27 protein-coding genes are annotated in these 22,366 nt (G+C 44.2%); 17 read left to right on the top strand and 10 right to left on the bottom strand.

Annotated elements, in window-relative coordinates; translation table 11 throughout:
- The 10 genes from JHJ32_RS20035 to JHJ32_RS19990 all read right to left on the bottom strand — a co-directional run.
- The coding region (locus JHJ32_RS20035) for a DUF4141 domain-containing protein (protein WP_200122168.1) at positions 1-537 on the bottom strand (537 nt) is incomplete at its 3' end.
- Positions 538-565: 28 nt separating this feature from the next.
- A complete protein-coding gene (locus JHJ32_RS20030; RefSeq protein ID WP_200122167.1) occupies positions 566-3,070 on the bottom strand; it encodes a TraG family conjugative transposon ATPase in 2,505 nt (834 codons plus the stop codon).
- Entirely contained in the window at positions 3,067-3,399 is a 333-nt protein-coding gene (locus tag JHJ32_RS20025) for a DUF4133 domain-containing protein (protein ID WP_200122166.1), read from the bottom strand. The genes JHJ32_RS20030 and JHJ32_RS20025 overlap by 4 nt, the downstream gene beginning before the upstream one ends.
- Positions 3,400-3,410: 11 nt before the next feature.
- Positions 3,411-3,716, bottom strand: coding sequence for a DUF4134 domain-containing protein (locus JHJ32_RS20020; RefSeq protein ID WP_002979435.1), 306 nt, complete (start codon positions 3,714-3,716; stop codon positions 3,411-3,413).
- Positions 3,717-3,916: 200 nt separating this feature from the next.
- Positions 3,917-4,717, bottom strand: a complete 801-nt coding sequence (locus tag JHJ32_RS20015; protein WP_200122165.1) for a hypothetical protein — start codon at positions 4,715-4,717, stop codon at positions 3,917-3,919.
- 64 nt (positions 4,718-4,781) lie between these two features.
- Positions 4,782-5,411, bottom strand: a complete 630-nt coding sequence (locus JHJ32_RS20010) for a conjugal transfer protein TraD (protein ID WP_200122164.1) — start codon at positions 5,409-5,411, stop codon at positions 4,782-4,784.
- Positions 5,412-5,422: 11 nt separating this feature from the next.
- Positions 5,423-5,872, bottom strand: coding sequence for a DUF3408 domain-containing protein (locus JHJ32_RS20005; protein WP_200122163.1), 450 nt, complete (start codon positions 5,870-5,872; stop codon positions 5,423-5,425).
- Positions 5,873-5,876: 4 nt separating this feature from the next.
- Positions 5,877-6,644 (bottom strand): ParA family protein, encoded by a 768-nt coding sequence (locus JHJ32_RS20000; protein ID WP_091520354.1) that lies wholly within the window; start codon positions 6,642-6,644, stop codon positions 5,877-5,879.
- Positions 6,645-6,662: 18 nt separating this feature from the next.
- On the bottom strand, positions 6,663-6,806 hold the full coding sequence (locus JHJ32_RS19995; RefSeq protein WP_200122162.1) for a hypothetical protein: 144 nt from the start codon (positions 6,804-6,806) through the stop codon (positions 6,663-6,665).
- Between the two features lie 44 nt (positions 6,807-6,850).
- Positions 6,851-7,033 (bottom strand): hypothetical protein, encoded by a 183-nt coding sequence (locus JHJ32_RS19990; RefSeq protein ID WP_200122161.1) that lies wholly within the window; start codon positions 7,031-7,033, stop codon positions 6,851-6,853.
- Positions 7,034-7,392: 359 nt separating this feature from the next.
- Between JHJ32_RS19990 and mobA the strand changes: the two genes are divergently transcribed.
- The 17 genes from mobA to JHJ32_RS19905 all read left to right on the top strand — a co-directional run bounded on the left by mobA (position 7,393) and on the right by JHJ32_RS19905 (position 22,357).
- Positions 7,393-7,824 (top strand): conjugal transfer protein MobA, encoded by a 432-nt coding sequence (mobA, locus tag JHJ32_RS19985; RefSeq protein ID WP_200122160.1) that lies wholly within the window; start codon positions 7,393-7,395, stop codon positions 7,822-7,824.
- Between the two features lie 7 nt (positions 7,825-7,831).
- A complete protein-coding gene (gene mobB, locus JHJ32_RS19980) occupies positions 7,832-9,115 on the top strand; it encodes a conjugal transfer protein MobB (protein WP_200122159.1) in 1,284 nt (427 codons plus the stop codon).
- Positions 9,116-9,213: 98 nt separating this feature from the next.
- Complete coding sequence (gene mobC, locus JHJ32_RS19975) at positions 9,214-11,217, top strand: conjugal transfer protein MobC (RefSeq protein ID WP_200122169.1); 2,004 nt, start codon at positions 9,214-9,216, stop codon at positions 11,215-11,217.
- 121 nt (positions 11,218-11,338) lie between these two features.
- Positions 11,339-11,962, top strand: coding sequence for a Crp/Fnr family transcriptional regulator (locus JHJ32_RS19970; protein WP_200122158.1), 624 nt, complete (start codon positions 11,339-11,341; stop codon positions 11,960-11,962).
- Positions 11,963-12,022: 60 nt separating this feature from the next.
- Positions 12,023-12,820, top strand: a complete 798-nt coding sequence (locus JHJ32_RS19965) for a sulfite exporter TauE/SafE family protein (RefSeq protein WP_200122157.1) — start codon at positions 12,023-12,025, stop codon at positions 12,818-12,820.
- 12 nt (positions 12,821-12,832) lie between these two features.
- On the top strand, positions 12,833-14,092 hold the full coding sequence (locus tag JHJ32_RS19960; protein WP_200122156.1) for an FAD/NAD(P)-binding oxidoreductase: 1,260 nt from the start codon (positions 12,833-12,835) through the stop codon (positions 14,090-14,092).
- 98 nt (positions 14,093-14,190) lie between these two features.
- Positions 14,191-15,609 carry a rhodanese-like domain-containing protein gene (locus tag JHJ32_RS19955; protein ID WP_200122155.1) on the top strand — a complete coding sequence of 473 codons (1,419 nt, stop codon included), beginning with the start codon at positions 14,191-14,193 and terminating at the stop codon, positions 15,607-15,609.
- A gap of 11 nt (positions 15,610-15,620) precedes the next feature.
- Positions 15,621-15,950 (top strand): rhodanese-like domain-containing protein, encoded by a 330-nt coding sequence (locus tag JHJ32_RS19950; protein WP_200122154.1) that lies wholly within the window; start codon positions 15,621-15,623, stop codon positions 15,948-15,950.
- A complete protein-coding gene (locus JHJ32_RS19945; protein WP_200122153.1) occupies positions 15,947-16,156 on the top strand; it encodes a DUF2892 domain-containing protein in 210 nt (69 codons plus the stop codon). Before JHJ32_RS19950 ends, JHJ32_RS19945 begins: the two co-directional genes overlap by 4 nt.
- A complete protein-coding gene (locus tag JHJ32_RS19940) occupies positions 16,153-16,386 on the top strand; it encodes a hypothetical protein (RefSeq protein ID WP_200122152.1) in 234 nt (77 codons plus the stop codon). The genes JHJ32_RS19945 and JHJ32_RS19940 overlap by 4 nt, the downstream gene beginning before the upstream one ends.
- A complete protein-coding gene (locus JHJ32_RS19935; RefSeq protein ID WP_200122151.1) occupies positions 16,370-16,600 on the top strand; it encodes a DUF6132 family protein in 231 nt (76 codons plus the stop codon). Before JHJ32_RS19940 ends, JHJ32_RS19935 begins: the two co-directional genes overlap by 17 nt.
- Complete coding sequence (gene trxA / locus JHJ32_RS19930; protein WP_200122150.1) at positions 16,569-16,862, top strand: thioredoxin; 294 nt, start codon at positions 16,569-16,571, stop codon at positions 16,860-16,862. The genes JHJ32_RS19935 and trxA overlap by 32 nt, the downstream gene beginning before the upstream one ends.
- A 6-nt stretch (positions 16,863-16,868) precedes the next feature.
- On the top strand, positions 16,869-17,432 hold the full coding sequence (locus JHJ32_RS19925; protein ID WP_200122149.1) for a YeeE/YedE family protein: 564 nt from the start codon (positions 16,869-16,871) through the stop codon (positions 17,430-17,432).
- 12 nt (positions 17,433-17,444) lie between these two features.
- Complete coding sequence (locus tag JHJ32_RS19920) at positions 17,445-17,945, top strand: DUF6691 family protein (RefSeq protein WP_200122148.1); 501 nt, start codon at positions 17,445-17,447, stop codon at positions 17,943-17,945.
- A 9-nt stretch (positions 17,946-17,954) separates the two neighbouring features.
- Positions 17,955-18,689, top strand: coding sequence for a DUF2490 domain-containing protein (locus JHJ32_RS19915; RefSeq protein WP_200122147.1), 735 nt, complete (start codon positions 17,955-17,957; stop codon positions 18,687-18,689).
- A gap of 99 nt (positions 18,690-18,788) precedes the next feature.
- Positions 18,789-20,264, top strand: a complete 1,476-nt coding sequence (locus tag JHJ32_RS19910; protein WP_200122146.1) for a rhodanese-like domain-containing protein — start codon at positions 18,789-18,791, stop codon at positions 20,262-20,264.
- 710 nt (positions 20,265-20,974) lie between these two features.
- The gene (locus JHJ32_RS19905) at positions 20,975-22,357 is read left to right on the top strand and encodes a TolC family protein (RefSeq protein ID WP_200122145.1); all 1,383 of its coding nucleotides are present in this window, start codon (positions 20,975-20,977) and stop codon (positions 22,355-22,357) included.
- The last annotated feature ends 9 nt before the right edge of the window (positions 22,358-22,366 follow it).

Below are 22,366 nucleotides of genomic sequence, written 5' to 3'. Positions count from 1 at the left end.
ATTGGTATAGTAGCGTACAAGGCTGTGGTAATCCTTAACTTCTTTGTACACACGGTCAATCACATCCATACGCTCTTTGTCATTCAGGGAAAGGCTTGAAGAGGTTATAATCTGCTTCAGTTCTTTGAGCAGTTCGGTACTTTCATTGAGCAGTGCCGAATAACCGTTGCCGATAGCGACCAATTCCTGCGGTGTGAAATTTGGGTCGTTCATCATCTTGCCGAAGTTCTGAACGTACATTTCGGACACATCGCCGACCAACAATACCGTTTGCTGCACCTTACGGGCATCTTTCACCAAATTGTTGATGGCTTTCAGCTTGTCGTAGTATTCCTTGCCCTGGTCGTACACTTTCTTCACTTCGTTGAAGTTCTTTATCACATTGCTCACGGTCGAAGAAGTCTGTATGATTTCGTTCGCAGAGTTGATAATGCCCGAAGCCAAATTAGCGGGGTCGGTTACAACCCACTGGGCTTTTGCTGACGGTGCTACGGCGAGCATCAGTGCCGTACACACCAAATACAATACTTTTTTCATTGTTTCTGAATTTTTAAATTGTTAATGACTATTGATTTGAATTGTCCCGCCTTTGCATTGCGATATGCTTAATGGCGAGTTCCACATTACCGTCCAGTTCGGAAGCAAGCTGCATTACTTCCATTTTTTCGGTTTCTTCGGTCGTATAGGCAAGGTATTCCTCCAAACTAACTTCGGTGGCATAGACTGCCGAGTGCGTACCACCTAAGCCAATCCAAACCTCTTTGTACAGTCGGCTTGCATCGTTGTTCATATTGATGGAAAGTACCTGCCCTTTCTCTTTGTCCGTAAGCCCCAACATCGCCTGTATGTCATCAAACTTGTTCATATACTTGCGTTGGTCAAGCAGGATTTTACAGTCGGAGTTGTTGATGATGCTTTCTTTGACAATGGGCGATTGGATGATGTCGTCAACTTCCTGTGTAACCACAATGGCTTCGCCGAAGAACTTACGCACCGTCTTGAATAAATACTTGATGTATTCCGCCATTCCCTCTTTGGCAATGGCTTTCCAGGCTTCTTCAATCAGGATGAGCTTGCGAATACCTTTCAATCGGCGCATCTTGTTGATGAACACCTCCATAATGATAATCGTGACGATGGGAAAGAGGATTTTGTGGTCTTTGATAGCATCAATCTCAAACACTATGAAGCGTTTGGAAAGCAGGTCTAACTGCTTATTGGAGTTCAGCAGGTAATCGTATTCGCCGCCCTTGTAATAGGGTTCGAGTACGTTCAGGAAATTGGCAATGTCAAAGTCTTTTTCCCTGACCTGCTTTTCTTCCAGTACCTTGCGGTAGTCGCCTTTCACATACTCATAGAACCCGTTGAATGACGGGTACATATCTTCCGTTTTGATACGTTCGATATAACCGCTTACCGCATTGGAAAGGGCAACTTCTTCGGAACGGGTTGGCGGCTCATCATCACGTTTCCATAAGGTCAGTATCAAAGTCTTGATACTTTCCCGCTTTTCAATGTCGAACACGCCATCATCGGTGTAGAATGGGTTAAAGGCAATCGGGTTATCTTCGGTATAAGTGAAGTAAACACCGTCTTCGCCTTTGGTCTTTCCTTTGATGAGTTCGCATAAGCCCTGATAAGAGTTACCCGTATCTACCAACAGTACGTGTGCGCCCTGTTCGTAATACTGCCGTACCATATGGTTAGTGAAGAACGATTTACCACTACCCGATGGACCAAGTATAAACTTGTTCCGGTTCGTGATGATACCCCGCTTCATAGGCAGGTCGGAAATATCCAAATGGATAGGTTTTCCTGTAAGCCTGTCAGCCATCTTGATACCGAACGGCGAGGGCGAATTGTGGTAGTTGGTTTCTTCGGTAAAGAAGCACAACGCAGGTTCGATAAAAGTGTAAAAACTTTCCTCACTGGGGAAGTCGCCCGCATTACCCGGCATACCTGCCCAATACAATGTAGCTACGTCCGTAGTGTTGTGCCGTGGTTTACACTCCATCAGTGCCAACGCACTACCGCAATCATTCTTTAGCTGTTTCAGCTCCGTAGGGTCTTCCGACCACGCCATAATGTTGAAGTGCGCACGGATAGATGACAGCCCGAAGCTGTGCGCTTCGTTCAGGTACTTTTCTATCCACTCTTTGTTGATTTGGTTTGCCCGGCTGTAACGAGCCAGTGAGTGCATATTTCGGGCGGACTTCTCAAACTTTTGCAGGTTATCCTCGCTATTATCTAAGAATAGGTACTGATTGTAAATGTGGTTACAGCTAAGGAGCAACCCCACAGGTGCGGCGAATGACAGGCGGCAATCGCTACGGTCGGTAGATAGCTTTTCAAAACGGGTATCTGCCGATACTGTTCCGGGCAGGTCGTCCGTATCGGAAAGCGTATGCAGGCTTAACCTTTTGTTGCCGATGCGTACTTCTTCGTTTCCGAGTGCGATGTCCTGCATTGGTGTTCCGGCTCCCCTCGATAACGTGAGGTATTGCTCCAATAATCCCTGTGTATCGTCCGTGCCGATAATGTCCTCTTCAGTTAATCGTCGCAAGCTCACAAAACCGCTATCGTTCACGATACGCTCAAACTGGGCGACCGCCTCCATAAAGCGGTGTATCGTTTCCTTGTTCCTGATTTCCTTTGGTATCAGCGTACCTTTACAAAGCGAACTGAAGTTGCTTTGCATCCGCATTCTTTCCTTTGTGGTCTTCGTCAGAAACAGGTAGCAATAGTGGTTCAGGAACGGTCGCTCGTTGAAATGGCGTTGATAAGACTTTGATAAAAAACTCTGGTCTTCTATTGCCAAATCAGGTGCATAGCTTTCCTTGATGTACCAATCCTGTTTGTGAATGACCGTAAAATCAGGCAGGGTTTTAATCGCCTTGTGCCAGGCGGAGTGTATAGCTTCGTATTCCGCAGATGCTACCGTGAACAGTTCCGGCAAACGCACTTCAAAGCAGGCGGTAATGTCTGCATCTTTGGAGAGGATGCAGTTGTTCTCTACTGCCAACAATGGAAATTTGTTTTCCAGTGTGGTGGTCTTTGCTACATTTCTCATACGGCATTCTGTTTAGGCGTGAATTTTAAATAGCGGTGTACAGGCTTGCGGCAGATGATGTAGCGGGGATGCCTTTTATTGGCTGCAATTTTCATCAACCCGTGTTCGCCGTACTTGCGGTTCAGTGAAAAGGTCTGCCATACAATGAGCGAAGCTCCGCCTGCTCCGAGGAACAGGCAGATGTAAGAGTTTACGCCTGCCATATACAGTATCATCACGAGGATAAGCGTACCGAGCAGCCCACCTGCGAAAATGAACAGGTATTGCGCTTTCAGCCCTTTGAACTCCACTGTACGCCCAACGCCTTTGTTAATATTGTAACTATTCATAAGGCACGGGATTAAAGGAAGAATGAACGCAAGATGGTAGCGGCAACAATCAGGAAGATACACGCACCAAACCACGAGGCTGCGGTCTTGCTCGTATCAGGGTCGCCGGAACTGAATTTGTTGTACACCTTAACGCCCCCGATTAACCCGACTACCGCACCGATGGCGTAGATTAATTGCGTTGCGGGGTCGAAATAACTTGTTACCATTTGGGTAGCCTCGTTGATACCTGCCGAGCCGTTTCCCTGTGCGAACGCACCAATTCCTGACAGCATTGCCACGGCTGCCAGCAAAACTTTTTTTCTCTGTTTTTCCATAATTGAAACACATTAATTTGTTACTGTTTATCCCGCACCTTGCGAGCTTTCGGGACAAATGTCTTGTGGAAAAAGAGGCGTTATAAGAAAGTGGCAGTCAAAGGAAGTGTTTGGCTGTGAGTGGCTTTGTAACAGATATTTGAGTATAAAAAAAACGCCAAACTTTTTACGGTTTGACGTTCGGTTATCGGTGCGCCGATTTACATTTTTCTACCTTTCGGTTTAGCTTTCTTGACTTGGGTTGGTTGTTGTTTTTCGGTAGCTTTTTGCAGGTTCTTTTCTTCTTTCAGGTTGCTTTTTATCAAACCGACAAGAAAGGTTTTTTCCCAGGGTATTTGCTTCGCTTCAAACTGCAATTTCAAGCCTTGCTTTTCCAGTCCGTGTGTCAATTCAAATCCGTAATGCCTGTTCCATCCAATCCTGTCAAGCAGTCTTTCGGAGGGAAATTGCACAGCGATTAAATCTTTGGGTAGTTCTTTGATAGTCCGGTAATCCGGTTCCTGAAATTCGTGTGTCTTCGGATTGTAGGGAATAGTATAAGTCCTTTTATCTTCATCATAGTAGTTTGCTATATCCGAGAACACGATACCATTTGAAAGGAAATCATCTTTAGGTCTAAGTTTATCCATTCGTATATCTACAAAGAAAGTATGCCCCGCAATAGCTATCGTAGGCAGCATCCCTTTGTTTACACGCATATCGTAGGCTTCTTGGTCAACAATATTGTTGGTCGGCTTTATCTCTGCCTTTTTCTGTTGAATACCAACTACCCAATCAATGTAGCCTTTTGCATCATCTATGTTGTGCGGTACGGACTTTCTGCCCCCTGACAGCTTGCTATCATCCAGTCCAATAATAAACCCGTGATTGGGGAACTCATCTGAACGGTAAACAATGATGAGATTATTAATGTCTTTACCAACAACATTATTCTTGTGGCTTGCTATGGTATGTCCTTTATATTCCTCGAATATATAATCAGGGTCATCTTTCTTAATCATATCTGTACTGTTTATTTTTTATCAGGCTGCAACGCCTTTAAAAAGACAAAAGGGAGCCGTCTTTTCAGACAAACTCCCCAATGTCAAAATCACCCAAATCACTTTTCCGCAAAGTGGAAGAACCGTCGTCGCTTTCAGATGAAAGTGTGCTATCCAAAAGCTCGGCAATTTTTCGGGAAGCACCCTCAATGGAATTTTCCAGTAGGCTGAATAATTCGGTTCCCTGTAATTTCTGAACTATGGCTACCGCTGTTTCCTTTTGAGCCTGTTCCAAATTCTCTTTTTGGAGCAATGCCCCTACGGAGCTTAGTTCGTCATAGGTAACCCCTTGGGCAAAACCGTTATCGCCACCGGATATTCCGTACCTGTTCCATTCTTCTTCCTCTTCTTCCAAATCAGGCATATTGCTGAAAACTTCGTCCAGTTCTTCCTGCGGAATTTGAATGCTGACGTTTTCGTCGTATTCGATGTCTAAATTATCAAGGTTTATCTCCGGTTCCGTTATTTGACTTTCATTGGCAGTGTTTGGCACTAAAAGGCTTCTTACTGGCTTGGGCTGCCCCATAATATCGGGCAGGTTCGGGTTAACTTTTTCCTGTGTGGGTTTTTGTTCCGACCGTTTATGAATGACAATCTTATCCTGCAAAAGCAGGGCAATGACTATCAGCAGGCATATCACAATTATTATTTCCATAATCAGGTGCTTTAAAAAATGGGTTTAAACTTTTCGTTGAAATCATCAGTAATTGCTTTTTCAAATAGCTCAAAATGATGCTCCAGTATGTTATCAAGATAGGCATACAGGGGTATGGCATCTTTACCAATGACCTGTACAATACGGGATAGCCGTTCGTGGTATTCCTGCCGGATATAAATACTTTTATCGCCCCGCTTTGTCATCGAGTGGGTTTTCAAAAAGTGTTCGCCGTAGCTTCCGTCAAGGTTTTTCTTGGTGCGGTTCCTTTCCCGTGGTACTGGTTTACTTTGTGGTAATTCGTCCTGCTTTACCTCATCTTGTTCCGCTTCCTTTACCTGCTCTTCGTCAGGTTCGGGCGGTAGCTGCAAACCGTCCTTTTTTACACCATCCACCATCAGGTTCATCATCATTTCCTCGTTAATGTCCGGCGTTACTTTTCTTTTATTGTCTTTTTCCATAGCACTACGATTGAATGATGTTTAAAAATTCGCTGATGAACAGGTCTAACTGGCAGGCTTTCATCAAACGCTCATCAGGTGGCATGACGGTAGAACGGAAAACCGTTTTGCTGTCTGCTTCGCTTTCCTTGCGAAAACGGGTGCTGTTCTTGATTTGGCTTTGCATCAGGCTTAACCCCAGTTGTCCAATAAGCTGATTGTACACGTCATATAAGGGTGTGCTTTCCCTGCCGTCCACCTGGTTCCAAAACAGGTTAATGCTTTGTATGGAAGTTTCGCCTTTTTTCATAATCACGTCCTGTAAAAGCTGCGTGAAGATGAGCGTACTTTCCATTACCACACGGTCTGCCGTAATGGGCGTGAAAATGTGGTGCATACCTGCCAATGCTTTCAGTATGCCGGGAGTGTTCACGGTTCCGGGCAGGTCGAAGAACAGCACATCAAGCGGAACGGGAGAAGTGTTTACAAATTCGTGCGCCGCATCGAGTACGCTATCCGCTTTGTGCTGCATAATGGGATAGGCTTTTTTGTTGATGGTGGTAAACTGCTTATACGCCAGTTTTTTCAAAGCCTCATTTTCCATTACCATTGCCAAATCACGGGTTTTCATTTTCATCAGGCTGTGCTGCGGAAAATCCGCATCAAATACGGCTACGTTGTAGCCCAACCGATAGTGCATCGTGCTTGCAACAAGCGTGGTAAATGTGCTTTTGCCAACACCGCCTTTTTGAGAAGAAAAGGCAACGAACAGAGGTTTCTTTTTTGTGTCCATATTTTTAAAATTTAAAGTTTACATCTTACTGTTTTCAGGCTTGCAGGCTTGCACCCGTGCAGTCCTGATTTCGTGCTGTCTTTCTTGCAGGATAGCTATCAGGCTTGCCTGCGGGAATTGCTGATTGCCTGCTTTCCTGCCGTACAGCAGCAATGCTTTCATTCAGGCATCTTATCAGGCAGGATTGCGGTATATCGTTCCGTCCGTCACGCAGGCGTGATCGCCTGATAGCAGGCTATCTCGCTTTCCGTCATTCCTGCGTTCCTGCTTTCTTGCATTCCTGCAATCTTGCAGGCAGGATAACCTGCCATCTTGAATGCGTGCCGTCTGCTCGTCCTGAAGCACGGGCTGTCTGACTGCCTGCCAACATTCAGGGGCAAAGAACTCATCAAATTCATTCGGTTGTATAGCGGTGGCAGTGTTTGGCGTTCAGAGGCAGTATTTGGCACTGTGGCACAGTGCAACGCTATCGTAAACAGGGCTTTACTTTGTATTGTGATTTTTATTAACGGATTTATGCAAAAGTCTTTCGACATATCAGGGGGTAACGGGAACGGCATCGAGCCGTTTTTCCCTGTTACATTCAATCCGTCCCGCAGGGCGGATTTTTGTGTTCACCGGAACACGGCAAGTTGTGTTTTGAGCATCTCGGAATGATTTCCGATGCTCAAAACAACTTGCCCTTTGCAGGGGGCAGAAAACACCTTCCGAAGTCAGGGTTTTGTATGGATTTTAAAATGGATTAGTGATGAACGATAACAACAAAAAGCAACTGAAAAAGACCGGACGCCGCCCAAAAGAAGACCCGGCGACCATCCGCTATACGATTTCCTTTAACGAGCAGGAACACGTCCGTTTTCTTGCCCTTTTTGATAAATCAGGTATGCAGGTAAAGGCGCACTTTATAACGTCCTGCATCTTTGACAAGACCATAAAGACCATTCAGATTGACAAAGGAACGGTTGATTTTTATATGCGGCTAACCTCTTTTCACAGCCAGTTCCGTTCCATTGGAGTGAATTACAATCAGATTGTGAAGCTGCTGTACAAGAATTTTTCCGAGAAAAAGGCGGCGGCATTCCTGTACAAACTGGAAAAACAGACGGCTGAAATGGCGATGCTATGCCAAAAAATAATTCAGCTTGCCGAAAAATTTGAGGAAGAATACCTAAAAAAATAATGTAGTAGTGATAGCAAAAATTGGAAGAAGCGCAAATTTATACGGGGCGTTGGCGTACAATCATCTTAAAGTAGAGAATGAAAACGGGCAAATTTTGTTTGCCAATAAGATGATTGAAACGGCAAGCGGTCATTCTTCCGTGGCACAATTAGCCCAGTCTTTTGCCCCTTACCTGATTGCCAACCGCAATACCGAGAAACATACGCTGCATATTTCGCTCAATCCTGACCCGAATGATAAAGTAAGCGATGATAAGTTTAGGGAAATGGCAGAACAGTATATGCGGGAAATGGGTTACGGAGAACAGCCTTTTGTCGTATTCAAACATACCGATATTGACCGTAGCCATATACACATTGTATCGGTTTGCGTGGACGAGCAGGGCAAAAAGATTTCGGACAAATTCGAGAAAATGCGGTCTATGAATGTATGCCGTGAACTGGAAAGACAACACGGATTGATACCCGCAACAGACAAGCAACGCAACCAAACTGATAAGGTTTTCCGTCCGGTAGATTATCGGGCAGGCGATGTCAAGAGCCAAATAGCTTCGGTCGTTCGCCACCTGCCGAACTACTACCAGTACCAAACTTTGGGCGAATACAATGCCCTGCTTTCATTGTTCAATATTACCGCCGAGAAAATCGAGGGCGAATTGCAGGGAAAGATGCAGCAGGGCTTATTATATATTCCGCTAAATGAAAAAGGCGAAAGAGCAGGGCATCCGTTTAAGGCTTCGCTGTTCGGAAAGAGCGCAGGACTTCCGGCTTTAGAATTGCATTTTGCGAAATGCAAAACCGCTTTGAAAGACAACCCTATCAAACAGACCCTAAAATCTGCCGTTACCATTGCCCTGAAAACCACGAGTGATGAACAGGCGTTTAAAAAGCAGTTAGCGGAACAGGGCATTAATGTAGTCGTGCGCCGGAATGATACAGGGCGTATTTATGGTATTACATTTATTGACCACAATTCCAAAGCGGTTTGGAACGGTTCACGTTTGGCAACCGAACTTTCTGCCAACACCTTTAATGATTATTGGAACAATAACATCAACCCCGATATTAAGGAACCTGCCGTTTCACAACCCCAATCCACATCAAATGATGCGGATCTTCCTGCGGAAGAACCACACCATTTGTTCGACTTCTTAACTACGGACAAGCACGAAGACGGTTTGATTGAAGCACTGGGCGGCTTATTGCCCGAAGCCCAGGGCGAAGATTACGAAGAACAGGACTTTGCCAATAAGATGAAGAAGAAGCGCAAACGCCAAAGAGGTCAGAAGTAATATTTAGCCAAACACTGCCACGCAAAGCCACAGACTGCCACATTCTGATAGCCACTGCATAGAGCCTTTAAATTCACGCCCGAACATTAAAACTTAAAATAATGCAGGGAGAAGACGATTTAAGAGGGCTTGCCAAGATAATGGCTTTTATGCGGGCAGTCAGTATTCTTTTGGTGCTGATGCACCTTTATTGGTTCTGCTACGGTTTCTTTTTAGAACGTGGTTGGACGTTGGAAGTAATCAACAAGATATTAGGCAATTTCGACCGGACGGCGGGCTTGTTTTCACATACCCTTTATACCAAAGCATTCGCTTTGGTTTTACTTGCTTTAAGCTGTTTAGGAACAAAGGGCGTAAAGAATGAGAAGATAACCTGGTCTAAAATCTACGTGGCTTTGGGCGTTGGTTTTGTACTGTTCTTCCTGAACACACCGTTGCTAAAATTACCTCCGGCAATAGGCACATTTCTTTATATGCTTACTATCTCATTAGGTTATATCGCTTTACTGATGGCAGGCGTATGGATGAGCAGGTTACTGAAAAACAATTTAATGGACGATGTTTTCAATAACGAGAACGAGAGTTTCCAACAAGAAACAAAACTGATGGAAAATGAATACTCCGTCAATCTGCCTACCAAATTTTATTACAAAGACAAATGGAACAACGGTTGGATAAACATTGTAAATCCATTCAGGGCATCAATCGTATTGGGTACTCCGGGTTCCGGTAAATCTTATGCCATCGTAAACAACTACATTAAGCAGCAGATTGAAAAAGGCTTTAGTATGTACATCTACGATTTCAAGTTTGACGACCTATCAACCATTGCCTACAATCATTTGCTGAAGCACAGGGATAAGTACAAGGTACAGCCGAAATTTTATGTGATAAATTTTGACGACCCACGCAAGAGCCACCGTTGCAACCCACTCAATCCCGATTTTATGACCGACATATCCGATGCCTACGAAGCGGCATATACCATAATGCTAAACCTCAACAGAAGCTGGATACAGAAGCAAGGCGATTTCTTTGTGGAAAGCCCAATTATTCTTTTAGCTGCAATTATTTGGTATCTGAAAATCTATGAAAACGGCAAGTATTGTACGTTCCCACACGCCATTGAATTGTTGAACAAAAAGTATTCGGACGTGTTCACGATTTTAACCTCATACCCCGATTTGGAAAATTATTTGTCGCCCTTTATGGATGCGTGGCAAGGCGGCGCACAAGACCAGTTGCAAGGTCAGATAGCATCTGCAAAAATACCTTTATCAAGAATGATTAGCCCGCAACTGTATTGGGTAATGACAGGCGATGATTTTACGCTTGACATCAACAACCCGAAAGAGCCAAAAATTTTATGTGTGGGTAATAATCCCGACCGTCAAAATATCTATTCGGCAGCTTTGGGCTTGTACAATTCGAGAATTGTAAAGCTCATTAATAAAAAGGGACAGTTAAAGAGTTCCGTTATCATAGATGAGTTGCCTACGATTTATTTCAGGGGACTGGATAATCTTATCGCAACGGCGAGAAGTAATAAGGTTGCAGTTTGCTTGGGCTTTCAGGACTTTTCGCAATTAACGAGGGATTACGGCGACAAAGAAAGCAAGGTAATACAGAATACCGTCGGCAATATATTCAGTGGTCAGGTGGTTGGCGAAACAGCAAAGAGCTTGTCAGAACGCTTCGGGAAAGTGTTGCAGAAACGGCAGAGTATGACGATTAATCGCAACGATAAATCTACGTCTATCTCCACACAGTTAGACAGCCTTATCCCTGCATCAAAAATTTCAACCTTAACACAAGGTATGTTTGTAGGTTCGGTATCGGATAACTTTGACGAACGTATAGAGCAAAAGATTTTCCACGCCGAAATTGTAGTGGACAATGAAAAGGTAGCCGCCGAAACCAAAGCCTATCAGCAAATACCGCAAATCTTATCTTTTGTAAATGAGCAGGGCGAGGATAAGATGAAGCAGCAGATTGAAAACAACTACAAACAGATAAAAGCAGACATCTTGAATATTGTTGTTAGTGAAATGGAGCGCATCAAGAATGACCCGAACTTACAGCATTTGGTGCAAGAGGGATAAAAACCATTCATTTTGTAACAAAAGTTACAGTAAATAGCAAGCATAAAATGTAAATTTGTAGGTTATGTATTTTAATATGGTATTACCGTGTTATGAATAAGTAAGCTTTAAAAATTTGCAGATGGAACCATTGGAACAGATAACAGAATTTAAATCCTCTCCTGAATTGGTAGGGAAACTCTATGAAAACAGTATAAGAAAAGAATATGAAACCGGAAGTGTCATCCTGAATGAAAATGCTTCTATTCGTTCTATCCCTATTGTTACCAAAGGAACACTGAAAGTTGTCCGAACAGAAGAAGATGGCAGGGAAATTTTACTGTATTACATCAAAGCCGGAGAAAGCTGCATTATGTCGTTCCTCGGTGGTATGCACAATGAAACAAGCAAGGTCAAAGCCGAAGTGGAGGAAGATGCAGAAATCCTTTTTCTGCCTATGGATAAAGTAGCCTTGTTCATCAGGGAGTACCCCCAATGGCTGGATTATATTTTCCGTTTGTACCACAAGCGTTTTGAGGAACTTTTAGAAATCGTCAATGCCATCACTTTTAAAAAGATAGATGAACGCTTATTGGCTTTGCTGCGCAAGAAGCAGGAACTTACCGGAAATAATATCCTGAACATTACCCACGAACAATTAGCCAATGAATTGGGTACTGCCCGTGTAGTGGTGTCGAGGCTGCTGAAACAGTTGGAAGAAATGGGGACGGTTCGATTGGGCAGGAACAAAATCACGCTTATGTAACAAAAGTAGCTGTACAGGTTTTTGGATTGGTGCAAATTTGTCGTATCAATTCAGAAATCTATGGATATAGCGGGGTATTCGGCATCAATTTTTATTGGTATTTCTTTAGGGCTAATCGGTGGCGGGGGCAGTATTCTTACCGTTCCGGTATTGGTTTATCTGTTTAGCCTTGATGCAGTATTGGCAACCGCCTATTCTCTTTTTATCGTTGGCTCAACGAGCGTTGTCGGTTCATTTTCCTATTTCAAAAAAGGATTGGTCAATATCAAAACAGCCATTGTTTTCGGTATTCCGTCCATTGCCGCCATTTTTCTCACACGGCAGTATCTGCTTCCCGCTATCCCGCAGCACGTTTTCACTATCGAGAGCTTTATCGTAACCAAGAATATACTGTTGATGTTGCTCTTTGCCATACTGATGATTGCGGCATCATACAGTATGATAAAAAAAGACGGGCAGGCAAATGATGAAACACTGCAAAAGCAGCAGTTCAATTACTTTCAAATTCTCTTACAAGGAATTTTTATAGGCGTGATAACCGGACTGATAGGCGCAGGCGGCGGCTTCCTGATAATCCCTGCTTTGGTAAACCTGCTGAAATTGCCGATGAAAACAGCCGTAGGCACATCATTGGTCATTATCTCCATCAACTCTTTGATGGGCTTCCTGTTTTCCCTGCCCCACACTTCCGTACAATGGGGCTTTCTGTTAAGCATCGCTTCCATTGCCATTGTCGGCATACTGATAGGCAGTTACCTTTCTACAAAAATAAAGGCTTCCAAGTTGAAGCCCGCTTTCGGATGGTTTGTGCTGGTAATGGGTATCTACATCATCGTTAAGGAAACATTGTTACACTAAAATCATTGTCATATGGAAAAGCATTTTCAAATACTCATTATTGGCGGAGGTACGGGAGGTATTATGGTTGCTGCCCAATTAAAGAACAAGCAACCCGATTTATCCATTGCCATTATTGAACCGTCCGAAAAGCACTACTATCAGCCCGCTTTTACATTGGTAGGCGCAGGCACTTACAAAATGCAGCATACCATCAGGGAAGAAGCATCGCTCATTCCCTCCGGCGTGGAATGGATTAAAAATAAGGCGACAATACTCCGCCCAGAAGAAAACAAAGTTGAAACAGAAAAATACGGCAATATCGGCTATGACTACCTAATTGTAGCTGCGGGGCTTGTGTACGACCTTTCATTGATAGCTGGCTTGGAAGAAGCCCTTGCCAAAGGCGTAGTTTGCAGCAACTACATAGACCCTGAATATACGTGGAAATGCTTGCAGGACTTCAAAGGAGGCAATGCCATTTTTACACAGCCCACCACACCAATTAAATGTGGTGGCGCACCGCAGAAGATTATGTATCTGGCGGCAGATTATTTCAAAAGGAAAAGACTGGATAAAAAAACAAACGTGGTTTTCGCCACGCCGGGTTCCGTCATTTTCGGCGTAAAGGTAATCGCAGAAACACTGATGAAAGTCATCCATCGGTACAACGTTCATTTCAAGCCATTCTATGCCCCGGTAAAGATTGACCCCGAAAAGAAAATTGCTTACTTCCAGAACATCGCACCTGATGAAAACAAGTGTGTGGTCAACGAGGGCAATGTGTTGGGCGAACGGATACAGGGACAGTCCGTCATTGAAATACCGGTTGATTTCCTGCACCTGGCTCCCCCGCAGGTTGCGCCCGAATTTGTAGGAAAATCGGGCTTATGCAATGAAGCAGGTTGGCTGAATGTAGATATTAACAGCCTGCAACATAAAACATACCCCAACATTTTCGGATTGGGCGACGTAGCGGCATTGCCAACGGCGAAAACAGGTGCAGCCATTCGTAAGCAGGCTCCTGTCGTGGTAGATAATATCCTGAAATTACTTGCCCATAAGCCCGCAGACAATAAATCTTATGACGGGTATTCGTCCTGTCCCTTAGTTACAGGGTACGGCAAAATGACACTCGCAGAGTTTAATTACAAGATTGAGTTCACACCCGACCCGATGCTGAAGTTTATGCTGGTGTTCAACAGCTACAAAGAGCATTGGCGGTTATGGCTTCTAAAGAAATATATGCTTCCCTATATGTACTGGAACAAAATGATGAAAGGGAAAATGTAGTCTTCCTGTCCTTGTGTAACTAAAGTAGCTGTACAGGAAAAATAAGTAACGGAAATTTGCAGTAGTAAAAAGAATGATAACGATAAAAATAAATCAGTATGTTTTTTCAACACGTTTATGATAAGAGTTTGGCACAGGGCAGCTATGTAATAGGCTGTCAGGCTACGGGCGAGGCAATCGTAATAGATGCCCAAAGGGATATTGATGTATATCTCGACATTGCAAAGCAGAATAACCTGCGTATCACTCACATTGCCGAAACCCACATACACGCAGACTTTCTTTGCGGTTCAAGGGAGCTGGCGGCAGTAACGGGCGCAACAATGTACCTTTCGGACGAGGGCGGCGAAGACTGGCAATATCAATTCCCGCACAAAGGGCTGAAAGACGGCGATATGATTAGAGTGGGCAACCTCACATTGGAGGTAATGCACACACCTGGTCACACACCCGAAAGCATCAGCTTTTTATTGACCGACCACCCGGCAACGTATAAACCCGTTATGGTATTCACAGGCGATTTTGTATTTGTAGGCGATATCGGTCGTCCTGATTTGCTGGAAAAAGCCGCAGGGCTTCTCGGAACTAAAGAAGCCGGAGCCAAACAGATGTTCCAATCTTTGAAAAAGTTTGCCGCACTTCCCGAATACGTTCAGGTATGGTCGGCACACGGGGCAGGCTCCGCTTGTGGTAAGTCTTTGGGAGCAGTTCATAGCTCCACGGTAGGGTACGAAAAAATCCGCAATTGGGCGTTCCAGTACGGAGAAGATGAAAACGGATTTACCGAATACCTATTAGCCGACCAGCCGGAGCCGCCTAAATACTTTGCGATGATGAAGCACTTGAACAAATTTAATCGTCCACTCCTGATAGAAGTTCCGAAACACCCCAAGCTATCCAAAGCGCAGTTTGTTTCTGCCTATGAAAAAGGTATCAGGGTCATAGATACCCGCAATAAGGTAGATTTCGCTAAAGGCTTTATTCCCGGTAGCCTGAACATTCAGGGCAATAACTCTTTTTCTACGTGGTGCGGTTGGCTGCTGAACTATCAGGAGCAGTTTATTTTGGTAGCCGATGACAGCCAGATGGAAGATTTGACCCGTAAGCTGATGCGTATAGGCTTGGACAACATCTACGGTTACATTTCGGATGTAAACGATATGGGCATTGCACTCCAGAGCGCAGACGTGATTGCTTTGGACGAATTTAAGACCTACATCGGACAGGATAATGTGCAGATAGTCGATGTTCGGGGAGCAACCGAATATGAGGCAGGACACATAGACGGTGCGGATAATGTTTTTGTCGGAACCCTGCCGGACAACCTCGGTAAAATCAGTAAAGACAAACAGGTGGTCATTCACTGTCAGGCAGGCGACCGTTCGGCAGTCGCCTATTCCATACTTGCTAAAAACGGTTTTGAAAACGTCAAGAACTTTTCCGGGGGTATGAAAGAATGGTTAGCAGCAGAGGGTAAGACAGTCGGGGGCAAAGAAGCATCGTGTACGAACGCTTAAAATTTAAAACTATGGGTTTTTTTTCAGCCATATTCGGCAACACAGATAACAGCCAGCTTACTGAAGCTGTAAAAAACGGAGCTTTCCTGGTCGATGTGCGCACACCTGCCGAGTTTGCCGAGGGAAGCGTAAAGGGAGCGGTCAACATTCCATTGGATAAAGTGCAGGAACAACTATCGAAGTTCATCGTCAAGAAGAACATTGTTGTCTTTTGCCGTAGCGGAAACAGAAGCGGGCAGGCGAAGAGCATTTTGGAGCAGAACGGCTTTCAGGATGTTATCAACGGTGGAACGTGGCAAAACGTAAATCAGGTGGTCAACCAAGAAAACCAACAGCTATGAAAAAGAATATGGGAATGGCAGACAAGGCAATCCGCATACTCATTGCGGTTGTCATTGGTGTTTTGTACTTCACTAATACCATTTCGGGAACATTAGCCATCATATTGGGCATATTGGCAGTAGCTTTCGTACTTACATCGTTCATTAGCTTTTGTCCGTTGTACTTGCCCTTCGGCATCAGCACTTTTAAAAAGAAAAGGAAATGAAAAGCTATTTGAAGAACTGGAATATGATGCGGGTGCTGCGATTGGCATTGGGCATTTTTATAATTGTACAGGGCATTATGGCAAAAGAATGGCTGCTTGCAGGTTTGGGCGGTCTGTTCTCACTGATGCCACTAATGAATATAGGCTGCTGTGGCGTATCGGGTTGCAGTACCCCTGTTTCGAAAACCCGTAAAAAAATGGAGGATATATCGTATGAAGAAGTTCGCTAAAAAACATTTGTTTACCATAATCGGTGTAGCTGTCGGCGCAGTCGTAGGTTTTTTCTATTGGAAATTTATCGGTTGCAGTACGGGAAGTTGCGCCATTACCTCCAATCCGGTTAACAGTACCCTGTACGGTGCAGCTATGGGCGGGTTGCTGTTATCAACATTTAAAAAAGACAAAAAAGAGTATGACGTTTCAGGAGATAATAAACAGCGATAAGCCCGTATTGGTAGATTTCTTTGCCGAATGGTGCGGACCCTGTAAAATGATGTCGCCCATTCTGGAAGAATTAAAGCAGCGTGTAGGCGATGATGCAAGCATCATCAAAATTGATGTGGACAAGAACCCGCAGGCAGCAGCAGCTTATCAGGTGCGGGGTGTGCCTACGCTCATTATATTTAAAAAGGGAGAAATACGCTGGCGGCAGTCCGGTATTTTCCCGGCGAATGAACTGGAAAGATTGATTAACGAAAACAGATAATATATTATGTTAGAATTTTTAAAACAACCGTGGGCTTGGTACGTTGCTGGCCCGTTGGTCGGGCTGACCGTACCCTTACTTTTAATCATCGGTAACAAATCATTTGGTATCAGTTCCTCGCTACGGCATATATGCGCTTCCTGTATGCCTGCGGGTATCCCGTTCTTTAAATACGATTGGAAAAAAGAAGTGTGGAACCTTTTTTTTGTGTTCGGGATATTTTTGGGCGGAGCCATTGCCTTTAATCTTTTGTCAAATCCGGCTCCTATTGAGGTCAATCCAAAACTGGCACAGGAATTAGCGGGCTATGGCATTACCAACTATAACAATTTAATCCCTGAAGATATTATGAACTGGCAATCCTTATTTACCCTAAAGGGTTTTGTCCTGATGGTAGCCGGAGGTTTTCTGGTAGGCTTCGGAACACGCTATGCGGGTGGCTGTACAAGCGGACACGCCATTATGGGCTTATCAAATTTACAGTTGCCCTCACTGATTGCCACCATTTGTTTTATGATTGGAGGCTTCATTATGGCAAACCTGTTTTTACCTTTTATACTTTCACTTTAACCTCGACAAGAAATGCAACAGAACAGAGATACAGAAAAAGATTTACAGCTTCGTGAACTGGATGCGATGTGTGTCAACGAAAGCCGTTTGGAACACAAATGGTATCATAACATCAAATACCTGATAATCGGTATAATGTTCGGTATCGTATTCGTGAAATCGGAAGTCATAAGCTGGTTCCGCATACAGGAAATGTTTCGCCTGCAATCGTTCCATATGTATGGTATCATCGGGAGTGCGGTCATAACAGGTATGACTTCCATTTTTCTGATAAAGAAATTCAACATCAAAACCATTTACGGCGAACCCATTAAGATTGCTCCCAAAACATTCAATAAAGGGCAAATCTATGGCGGTCTGATTTTCGGTTTGGGCTGGGCAATAACCGGAGCCTGTCCGGGTCCGCTGTTTGCACAAATTGGAACGGGGGCTACCGTTATTACCGTTACTCTATTGAGTGCCATTGCAGGTACTTGGGTATATGGCTTGCTAAGGGAAAAACTGCCGCATTAATTAACGCTTATGTATCGGTTTAAAAGATTGCTGATAACGGCAATGTGGGTTTCTATTGCCCAAACTTTGACCGCACAGCATCATTACAATGCTTGGTTCCGCACTACATTAAGCATTCCATTGGAAGATAAATTCAGGACGGATGTAGAGTTTCAGCACAGGCGGCAAAACGGTTTTGAAAACAAAAATATGCTGGATAATAACTTGATGTTCACATTCAGGGATTGGGTACATTACCAGCATAACCCAAACTTAAAGTTTTCCGTTTCGCCGTTTGCCTATTTTTCCCACTATCGCATTATCCAGGATAAAGCAGATAATGAGGCTGCGCCCAATAGCGAGGTACGGTTTTCAGTAGCGCAAGAATTACAGCACAAAATATACAAGCGTATTTACCTTGTGAACAGGAATGCTTTGGAATACCGCATTATCAAGAATGTCCCAAACAACATTACAAGGTTTCGCACACGTTTCGGCGGTCGGTACGAATTGACCGAACACCTTAAACTAACCGTATTCGACGAGTTCTTTATCAACGTAGCGGGAACTTCTTCTTCAGCACAGTTTGCCGACCATAACAGGGCAGGTCTGAACATTGAATACCGCGTATTACCCAACCTGAAATTTGATGTCGGCTACCTATATCTTATCCGGTTTTCTATCCCGTCGGCATCCGGCAATATCAGGTTATACGAAAACAATATGTTTCTGAATTTGACCTATCAACTGAAAAAGAACAAGTAAGACCACAACACCAACATCTACTTTATGTAACAAAAGTTACAGTACAGGGAGGACAGATAATCTAAATTTGCGGGTTACGAATTTCTAATAAAGATGATTATGCTGACCAAAGCAAAATTTACGGCTACCATAGCCTTATTTATAATCTTGTTTTTACAGGGAAATAAATTACAAGCCCAAAGCTATTTTTTCGAGCGGGTATATGATGAAACACTGGCGCAGGCAAGTTTTGTGATAGGCGATTTGAAAACCAGAGAAGCCATTGTCATAGACCCGAAGCGGGATATAGATACTTACTTGGAAATTGCCAAAGCCAACAATCTCAATATAACCAAAGTAGCCGAAACACATATCCACGCCGATTTTTTAAGCGGTTCCCGTGAACTGGCAGCCGTTACAGGTGCAGGGCTGTTCCTGTCCGACGAGGGCGGCACAGACTGGCAATATCAGTTTCCACACACGGGGCTGAAAGACGGCAGCAGCATCCCTGTCGGGCAGGTGCAATTGAAAGTAATGCACACGCCCGGACACACGCCCGAAAGCATCACTTTTTTGGTAAGAGACACGAAAGTTCCAGCCACACCACAAAGAGCCATTACGGGAGATTTTATTTTCGTGGGCGATGTTGGTCGTCCTGACCTCCTGGAGAAAGCAGCCGGGCAAGTCGGCTCACAGGAACTTGGCGCAAAACAGCTTTATGCTTCTATTCAAAAGTTTTCCCGATTGCCCGACGATTTGGAGATATGGGCAGGACACGGAGCAGGTTCGTTCTGTGGCAAGAGCCTAAGCACCATTCCACATTCTACCTTAAAAGAAGAAAAGCAGAACAGCAAAGCCTTTCAATTTAAAAATGATGAAAAAGGTTTTATAAAATACATTTTGGACGGACAGCCGACCCCGCCCAACTATTTTGCCGTGATGAAACAACTCAACAAGGTGGAACGTCCGTTGCTCATTCAGGTTCCCTTACACCCCAAACTCAATCCTATGGCATTTCAAAAAGCCATTGACAACAAATTGCTGGTTATTGATACCCGCAGCAAAAACGAGGTTGCCAAAGGTCACATTCCGGGCAGCCTGCATATCGAAAACGGAAAATCATTTTCCACTTGGGTAGGTTCTTTGATAGATTATCAACCTCAAATCGTATTGATTACCGATGAAAGCCACACGGAAGACTTGACCCGTAAGCTGATGCGTATCGGGATGGATAATATCTACGGTTTTGCGACCGACTTGGATAAGATGAATGTGGCACTGGAAAAATCCGACCTCGTTAGTATCGGGGAACTGAAAAAGCACTTGGATAAAAAAGACGTTCAAATCATAGATGTGCGAACCGAGAGCGAATACCATAACGGACACATCAAAGGTGTGGAAAATATGGTGCTGACCTCATTGGAAAACAACTTGGACAAAATCAGCAAAGACAAACCTGTTATCGTGCATTGTCAAAGCGGGGTACGGGCAGCAATGGCATATTCCCTACTGAAAAGGAACGGCGTGAAAAATCTTAAAATGTATTCGGGAGGTATCAACGAATGGACGGAACAAAAAAACGAGTTAGTGAAATAAGAGTTTCTTCAGATAGTGTAAAATCATAAAAGGGGTGCGTGGAAACACCTCTTTTCTTAACCATAGTAAATGAGCATATATAAGCAAACTGCATCATATTTCACTGTTTTTCGTGTTAAAAAAGCATAAAACAGGCGTAATTGTTTGCGACGTTAATCAAATAAAACTATTTTTGTAAATTGATGAACAGGACTATACCAAATATTTTAGCGAATTGCAAGCGATACTTTTTAGTATTCGCAGCAATGCTTTTGGTATTGCTTACGTCCTGTGCTGTCAAGACAAGCATTAAAAATCTGGTTGGTATTCCCCTGAAAACAGAACGGAGCGTACCTAAAGCCAATCACAACCTTTCAACCAATACGCTTGCGAATTGTTCTCAACTTAATGTTGAAGACACCCAAATCGTTCAAAAAAATTCTTTCAAGGCGAACGATTTATTACCTGCCGTTATCTTAACGGCTGCATTTCTTTTTCTGCTTGGGGTACCTCCTGTAAGCAACGAAAACAAACATCCTCTTTACAGCAGTAGCGGGAAAATCCGAAGCGCTATTCCTATCTTTTTGGAATACCGGAAACTCATCATCCATTACGCCTGCTAATTCCCCTTTTCCCTATTGACCGCACCCGTTCGATGGGAATTTCTGTTGTTTTCATTTTAAAATAATCTTGGGTCGCCTTTGCGACCTCTCCAAAATTTGTAGCGTAATATGATAAAACATATTAGGGCGACCGCACTATTGTGGTTAGCCGTTGTTGCTGCGTTTCCGTTATATGCGCAGCAGCAAAAGGAACATACTTTAGGCAGCCTGTGGTCTAAGGTCGAAGAAAATTATCCCGGAGTTGGAGCCAAAATGTCGGCGATAGATGCCGCAAAGTATAACCAACGGGCGGTAAAAGGCTATATGCTGCCGCAGGTAAACGCACAGGCACAGAATACCTACGGTACTTACGAGGGAAGCGCAGGCGGATTTTTCCCGCAGCCAGGCTTTTTCAACGTAAATGGTTCCGTGCCGTTAGGCGGCAGTACCACCGCAGCCAATACCTTTGGCTCCGCCATTGTTAATTGGGAACTGTTCTCTTTCGGAAAGCTCCGCAAGCAGAACGAGGCTGCGGGTGCTTTATACGACAAATCGGTCAGCGATAAAGATGCTTATATCCTCAACCTTAAAAAGATATTATCCGAACGGTACATTGTCCTTTTATACAATGATGCCAAATTACAGTGGACGGAGAAGAACGCTGAACGCCTCGATGATATTCGCAAAATAACTTCGGGCTTGTCCGCTTCGGGTCTAAGACCTGCGGCAGATAGTCTGCTCGCCTCATCATCCTATGTACAGGCAATGGGCGAACACGATAAATGGAACGGTTTAAAAAACGCTTCCTTTATCCAGCTATTGGAACTGTACGGTAATGATACCGTCGATTATTCGGCATCAACCGGACGGTTTGCCAATCCCGCAGAAATTGGTCTGAACAAGGTAAACACCATCAATCCCTCACACCCCATTTTAGATGCTTTGGATAAGCAGTCCGAGTATTACACTTTGAGCGGCGAGGCACAAAAAAGGTCTTCTTTGCCCTCCATCAACCTGTTGGGCGGTTATGCCTACCGGGGTACGGGCATCAGCCCCAACGGTACGGTATCGGGAGCGTGGAAAGACGGGTTTAGCAATACCACCAATAATTTTTTGGCGGGTATCGGCATTACGTGGAATTTGACGAGCCTCCATACCAACCGGATGAAAGGCGAGCAATTTTTTAAAGAAGCGGAAAGCACCAAATTACTCCATTCGCAATACGAACAGGCAATGCAGGCAGATTTATCCGCTTCGCAGGCAAAAATCGTTCAGCAGTACCAGCAGCTTCAGAAAACGAAACTTGCCGTACAGCAGTCGCAGGATGCCTATAATATGTACCTCGCAAGGTACAAGAGCGGTTTAATCACGTTGAGCGAACTGTTACAGATACGCATCTTGCTGGAACAGGCGGAAAACGCCCGTATCGAGGCTTCCCGTGATTATTGGGTATTGCTGGCTTATGAAGCGGAGCTGACTGCCGATTTCGACTTTTTGTTTAACAACCTTTAAATAATCGTA

The organism is Parapedobacter sp. ISTM3, assembly GCF_016533505.1.
GTDB lineage: Bacteria > Bacteroidota > Bacteroidia > Sphingobacteriales > Sphingobacteriaceae > Parapedobacter > Parapedobacter luteus.
Note: the sequence above shows the minus strand (reverse complement) of the source record. Positions and strands in the feature narration are given on the sequence as shown.

Excerpts from the sequence above, each read along its gene's own strand:
- trxA (WP_200122150.1), top strand. The coding sequence starts at position 16,569 with ATGACGTTTCAGGAGATAATAAACAGCGATAAGCCCGTATTGGTAGAT.
- JHJ32_RS19915 (WP_200122147.1), top strand. The coding sequence starts at position 17,955 with ATGTATCGGTTTAAAAGATTGCTGATAACGGCAATGTGGGTTTCTATT.
- JHJ32_RS19965 (WP_200122157.1), top strand. The coding sequence starts at position 12,023 with ATGGATATAGCGGGGTATTCGGCATCAATTTTTATTGGTATTTCTTTA.
- JHJ32_RS20025 (WP_200122166.1), bottom strand. The coding sequence starts at position 3,399 with ATGAATAGTTACAATATTAACAAAGGCGTTGGGCGTACAGTGGAGTTC.
- JHJ32_RS19990 (WP_200122161.1), bottom strand. The coding sequence starts at position 7,033 with ATGAGTTCTTTGCCCCTGAATGTTGGCAGGCAGTCAGACAGCCCGTGC.
- JHJ32_RS19910 (WP_200122146.1), top strand. The coding sequence starts at position 18,789 with ATGCTGACCAAAGCAAAATTTACGGCTACCATAGCCTTATTTATAATC.
- JHJ32_RS19925 (WP_200122149.1), top strand. The coding sequence starts at position 16,869 with ATGTTAGAATTTTTAAAACAACCGTGGGCTTGGTACGTTGCTGGCCCG.
- JHJ32_RS19940 (WP_200122152.1), top strand. The coding sequence starts at position 16,153 with ATGAAAAGCTATTTGAAGAACTGGAATATGATGCGGGTGCTGCGATTG.
- JHJ32_RS20030 (WP_200122167.1), bottom strand. The coding sequence starts at position 3,070 with ATGAGAAATGTAGCAAAGACCACCACACTGGAAAACAAATTTCCATTG.
- JHJ32_RS20010 (WP_200122164.1), bottom strand. The coding sequence starts at position 5,411 with ATGGAAATAATAATTGTGATATGCCTGCTGATAGTCATTGCCCTGCTT.
- mobA (WP_200122160.1), top strand. The coding sequence starts at position 7,393 with ATGAACGATAACAACAAAAAGCAACTGAAAAAGACCGGACGCCGCCCA.
- JHJ32_RS20020 (WP_002979435.1), bottom strand. The coding sequence starts at position 3,716 with ATGGAAAAACAGAGAAAAAAAGTTTTGCTGGCAGCCGTGGCAATGCTG.
- JHJ32_RS19945 (WP_200122153.1), top strand. The coding sequence starts at position 15,947 with ATGAAAAAGAATATGGGAATGGCAGACAAGGCAATCCGCATACTCATT.
- JHJ32_RS20005 (WP_200122163.1), bottom strand. The coding sequence starts at position 5,872 with ATGGAAAAAGACAATAAAAGAAAAGTAACGCCGGACATTAACGAGGAA.
- JHJ32_RS19960 (WP_200122156.1), top strand. The coding sequence starts at position 12,833 with ATGGAAAAGCATTTTCAAATACTCATTATTGGCGGAGGTACGGGAGGT.
- JHJ32_RS19950 (WP_200122154.1), top strand. The coding sequence starts at position 15,621 with ATGGGTTTTTTTTCAGCCATATTCGGCAACACAGATAACAGCCAGCTT.
- JHJ32_RS19995 (WP_200122162.1), bottom strand. The coding sequence starts at position 6,806 with ATGAAAGCATTGCTGCTGTACGGCAGGAAAGCAGGCAATCAGCAATTC.
- JHJ32_RS19955 (WP_200122155.1), top strand. The coding sequence starts at position 14,191 with ATGTTTTTTCAACACGTTTATGATAAGAGTTTGGCACAGGGCAGCTAT.
- JHJ32_RS19905 (WP_200122145.1), top strand. The coding sequence starts at position 20,975 with ATGATAAAACATATTAGGGCGACCGCACTATTGTGGTTAGCCGTTGTT.
- JHJ32_RS20015 (WP_200122165.1), bottom strand. The coding sequence starts at position 4,717 with ATGATTAAGAAAGATGACCCTGATTATATATTCGAGGAATATAAAGGA.
- JHJ32_RS20000 (WP_091520354.1), bottom strand. The coding sequence starts at position 6,644 with ATGGACACAAAAAAGAAACCTCTGTTCGTTGCCTTTTCTTCTCAAAAA.
- JHJ32_RS19920 (WP_200122148.1), top strand. The coding sequence starts at position 17,445 with ATGCAACAGAACAGAGATACAGAAAAAGATTTACAGCTTCGTGAACTG.
- JHJ32_RS19970 (WP_200122158.1), top strand. The coding sequence starts at position 11,339 with ATGGAACCATTGGAACAGATAACAGAATTTAAATCCTCTCCTGAATTG.
- JHJ32_RS19935 (WP_200122151.1), top strand. The coding sequence starts at position 16,370 with ATGAAGAAGTTCGCTAAAAAACATTTGTTTACCATAATCGGTGTAGCT.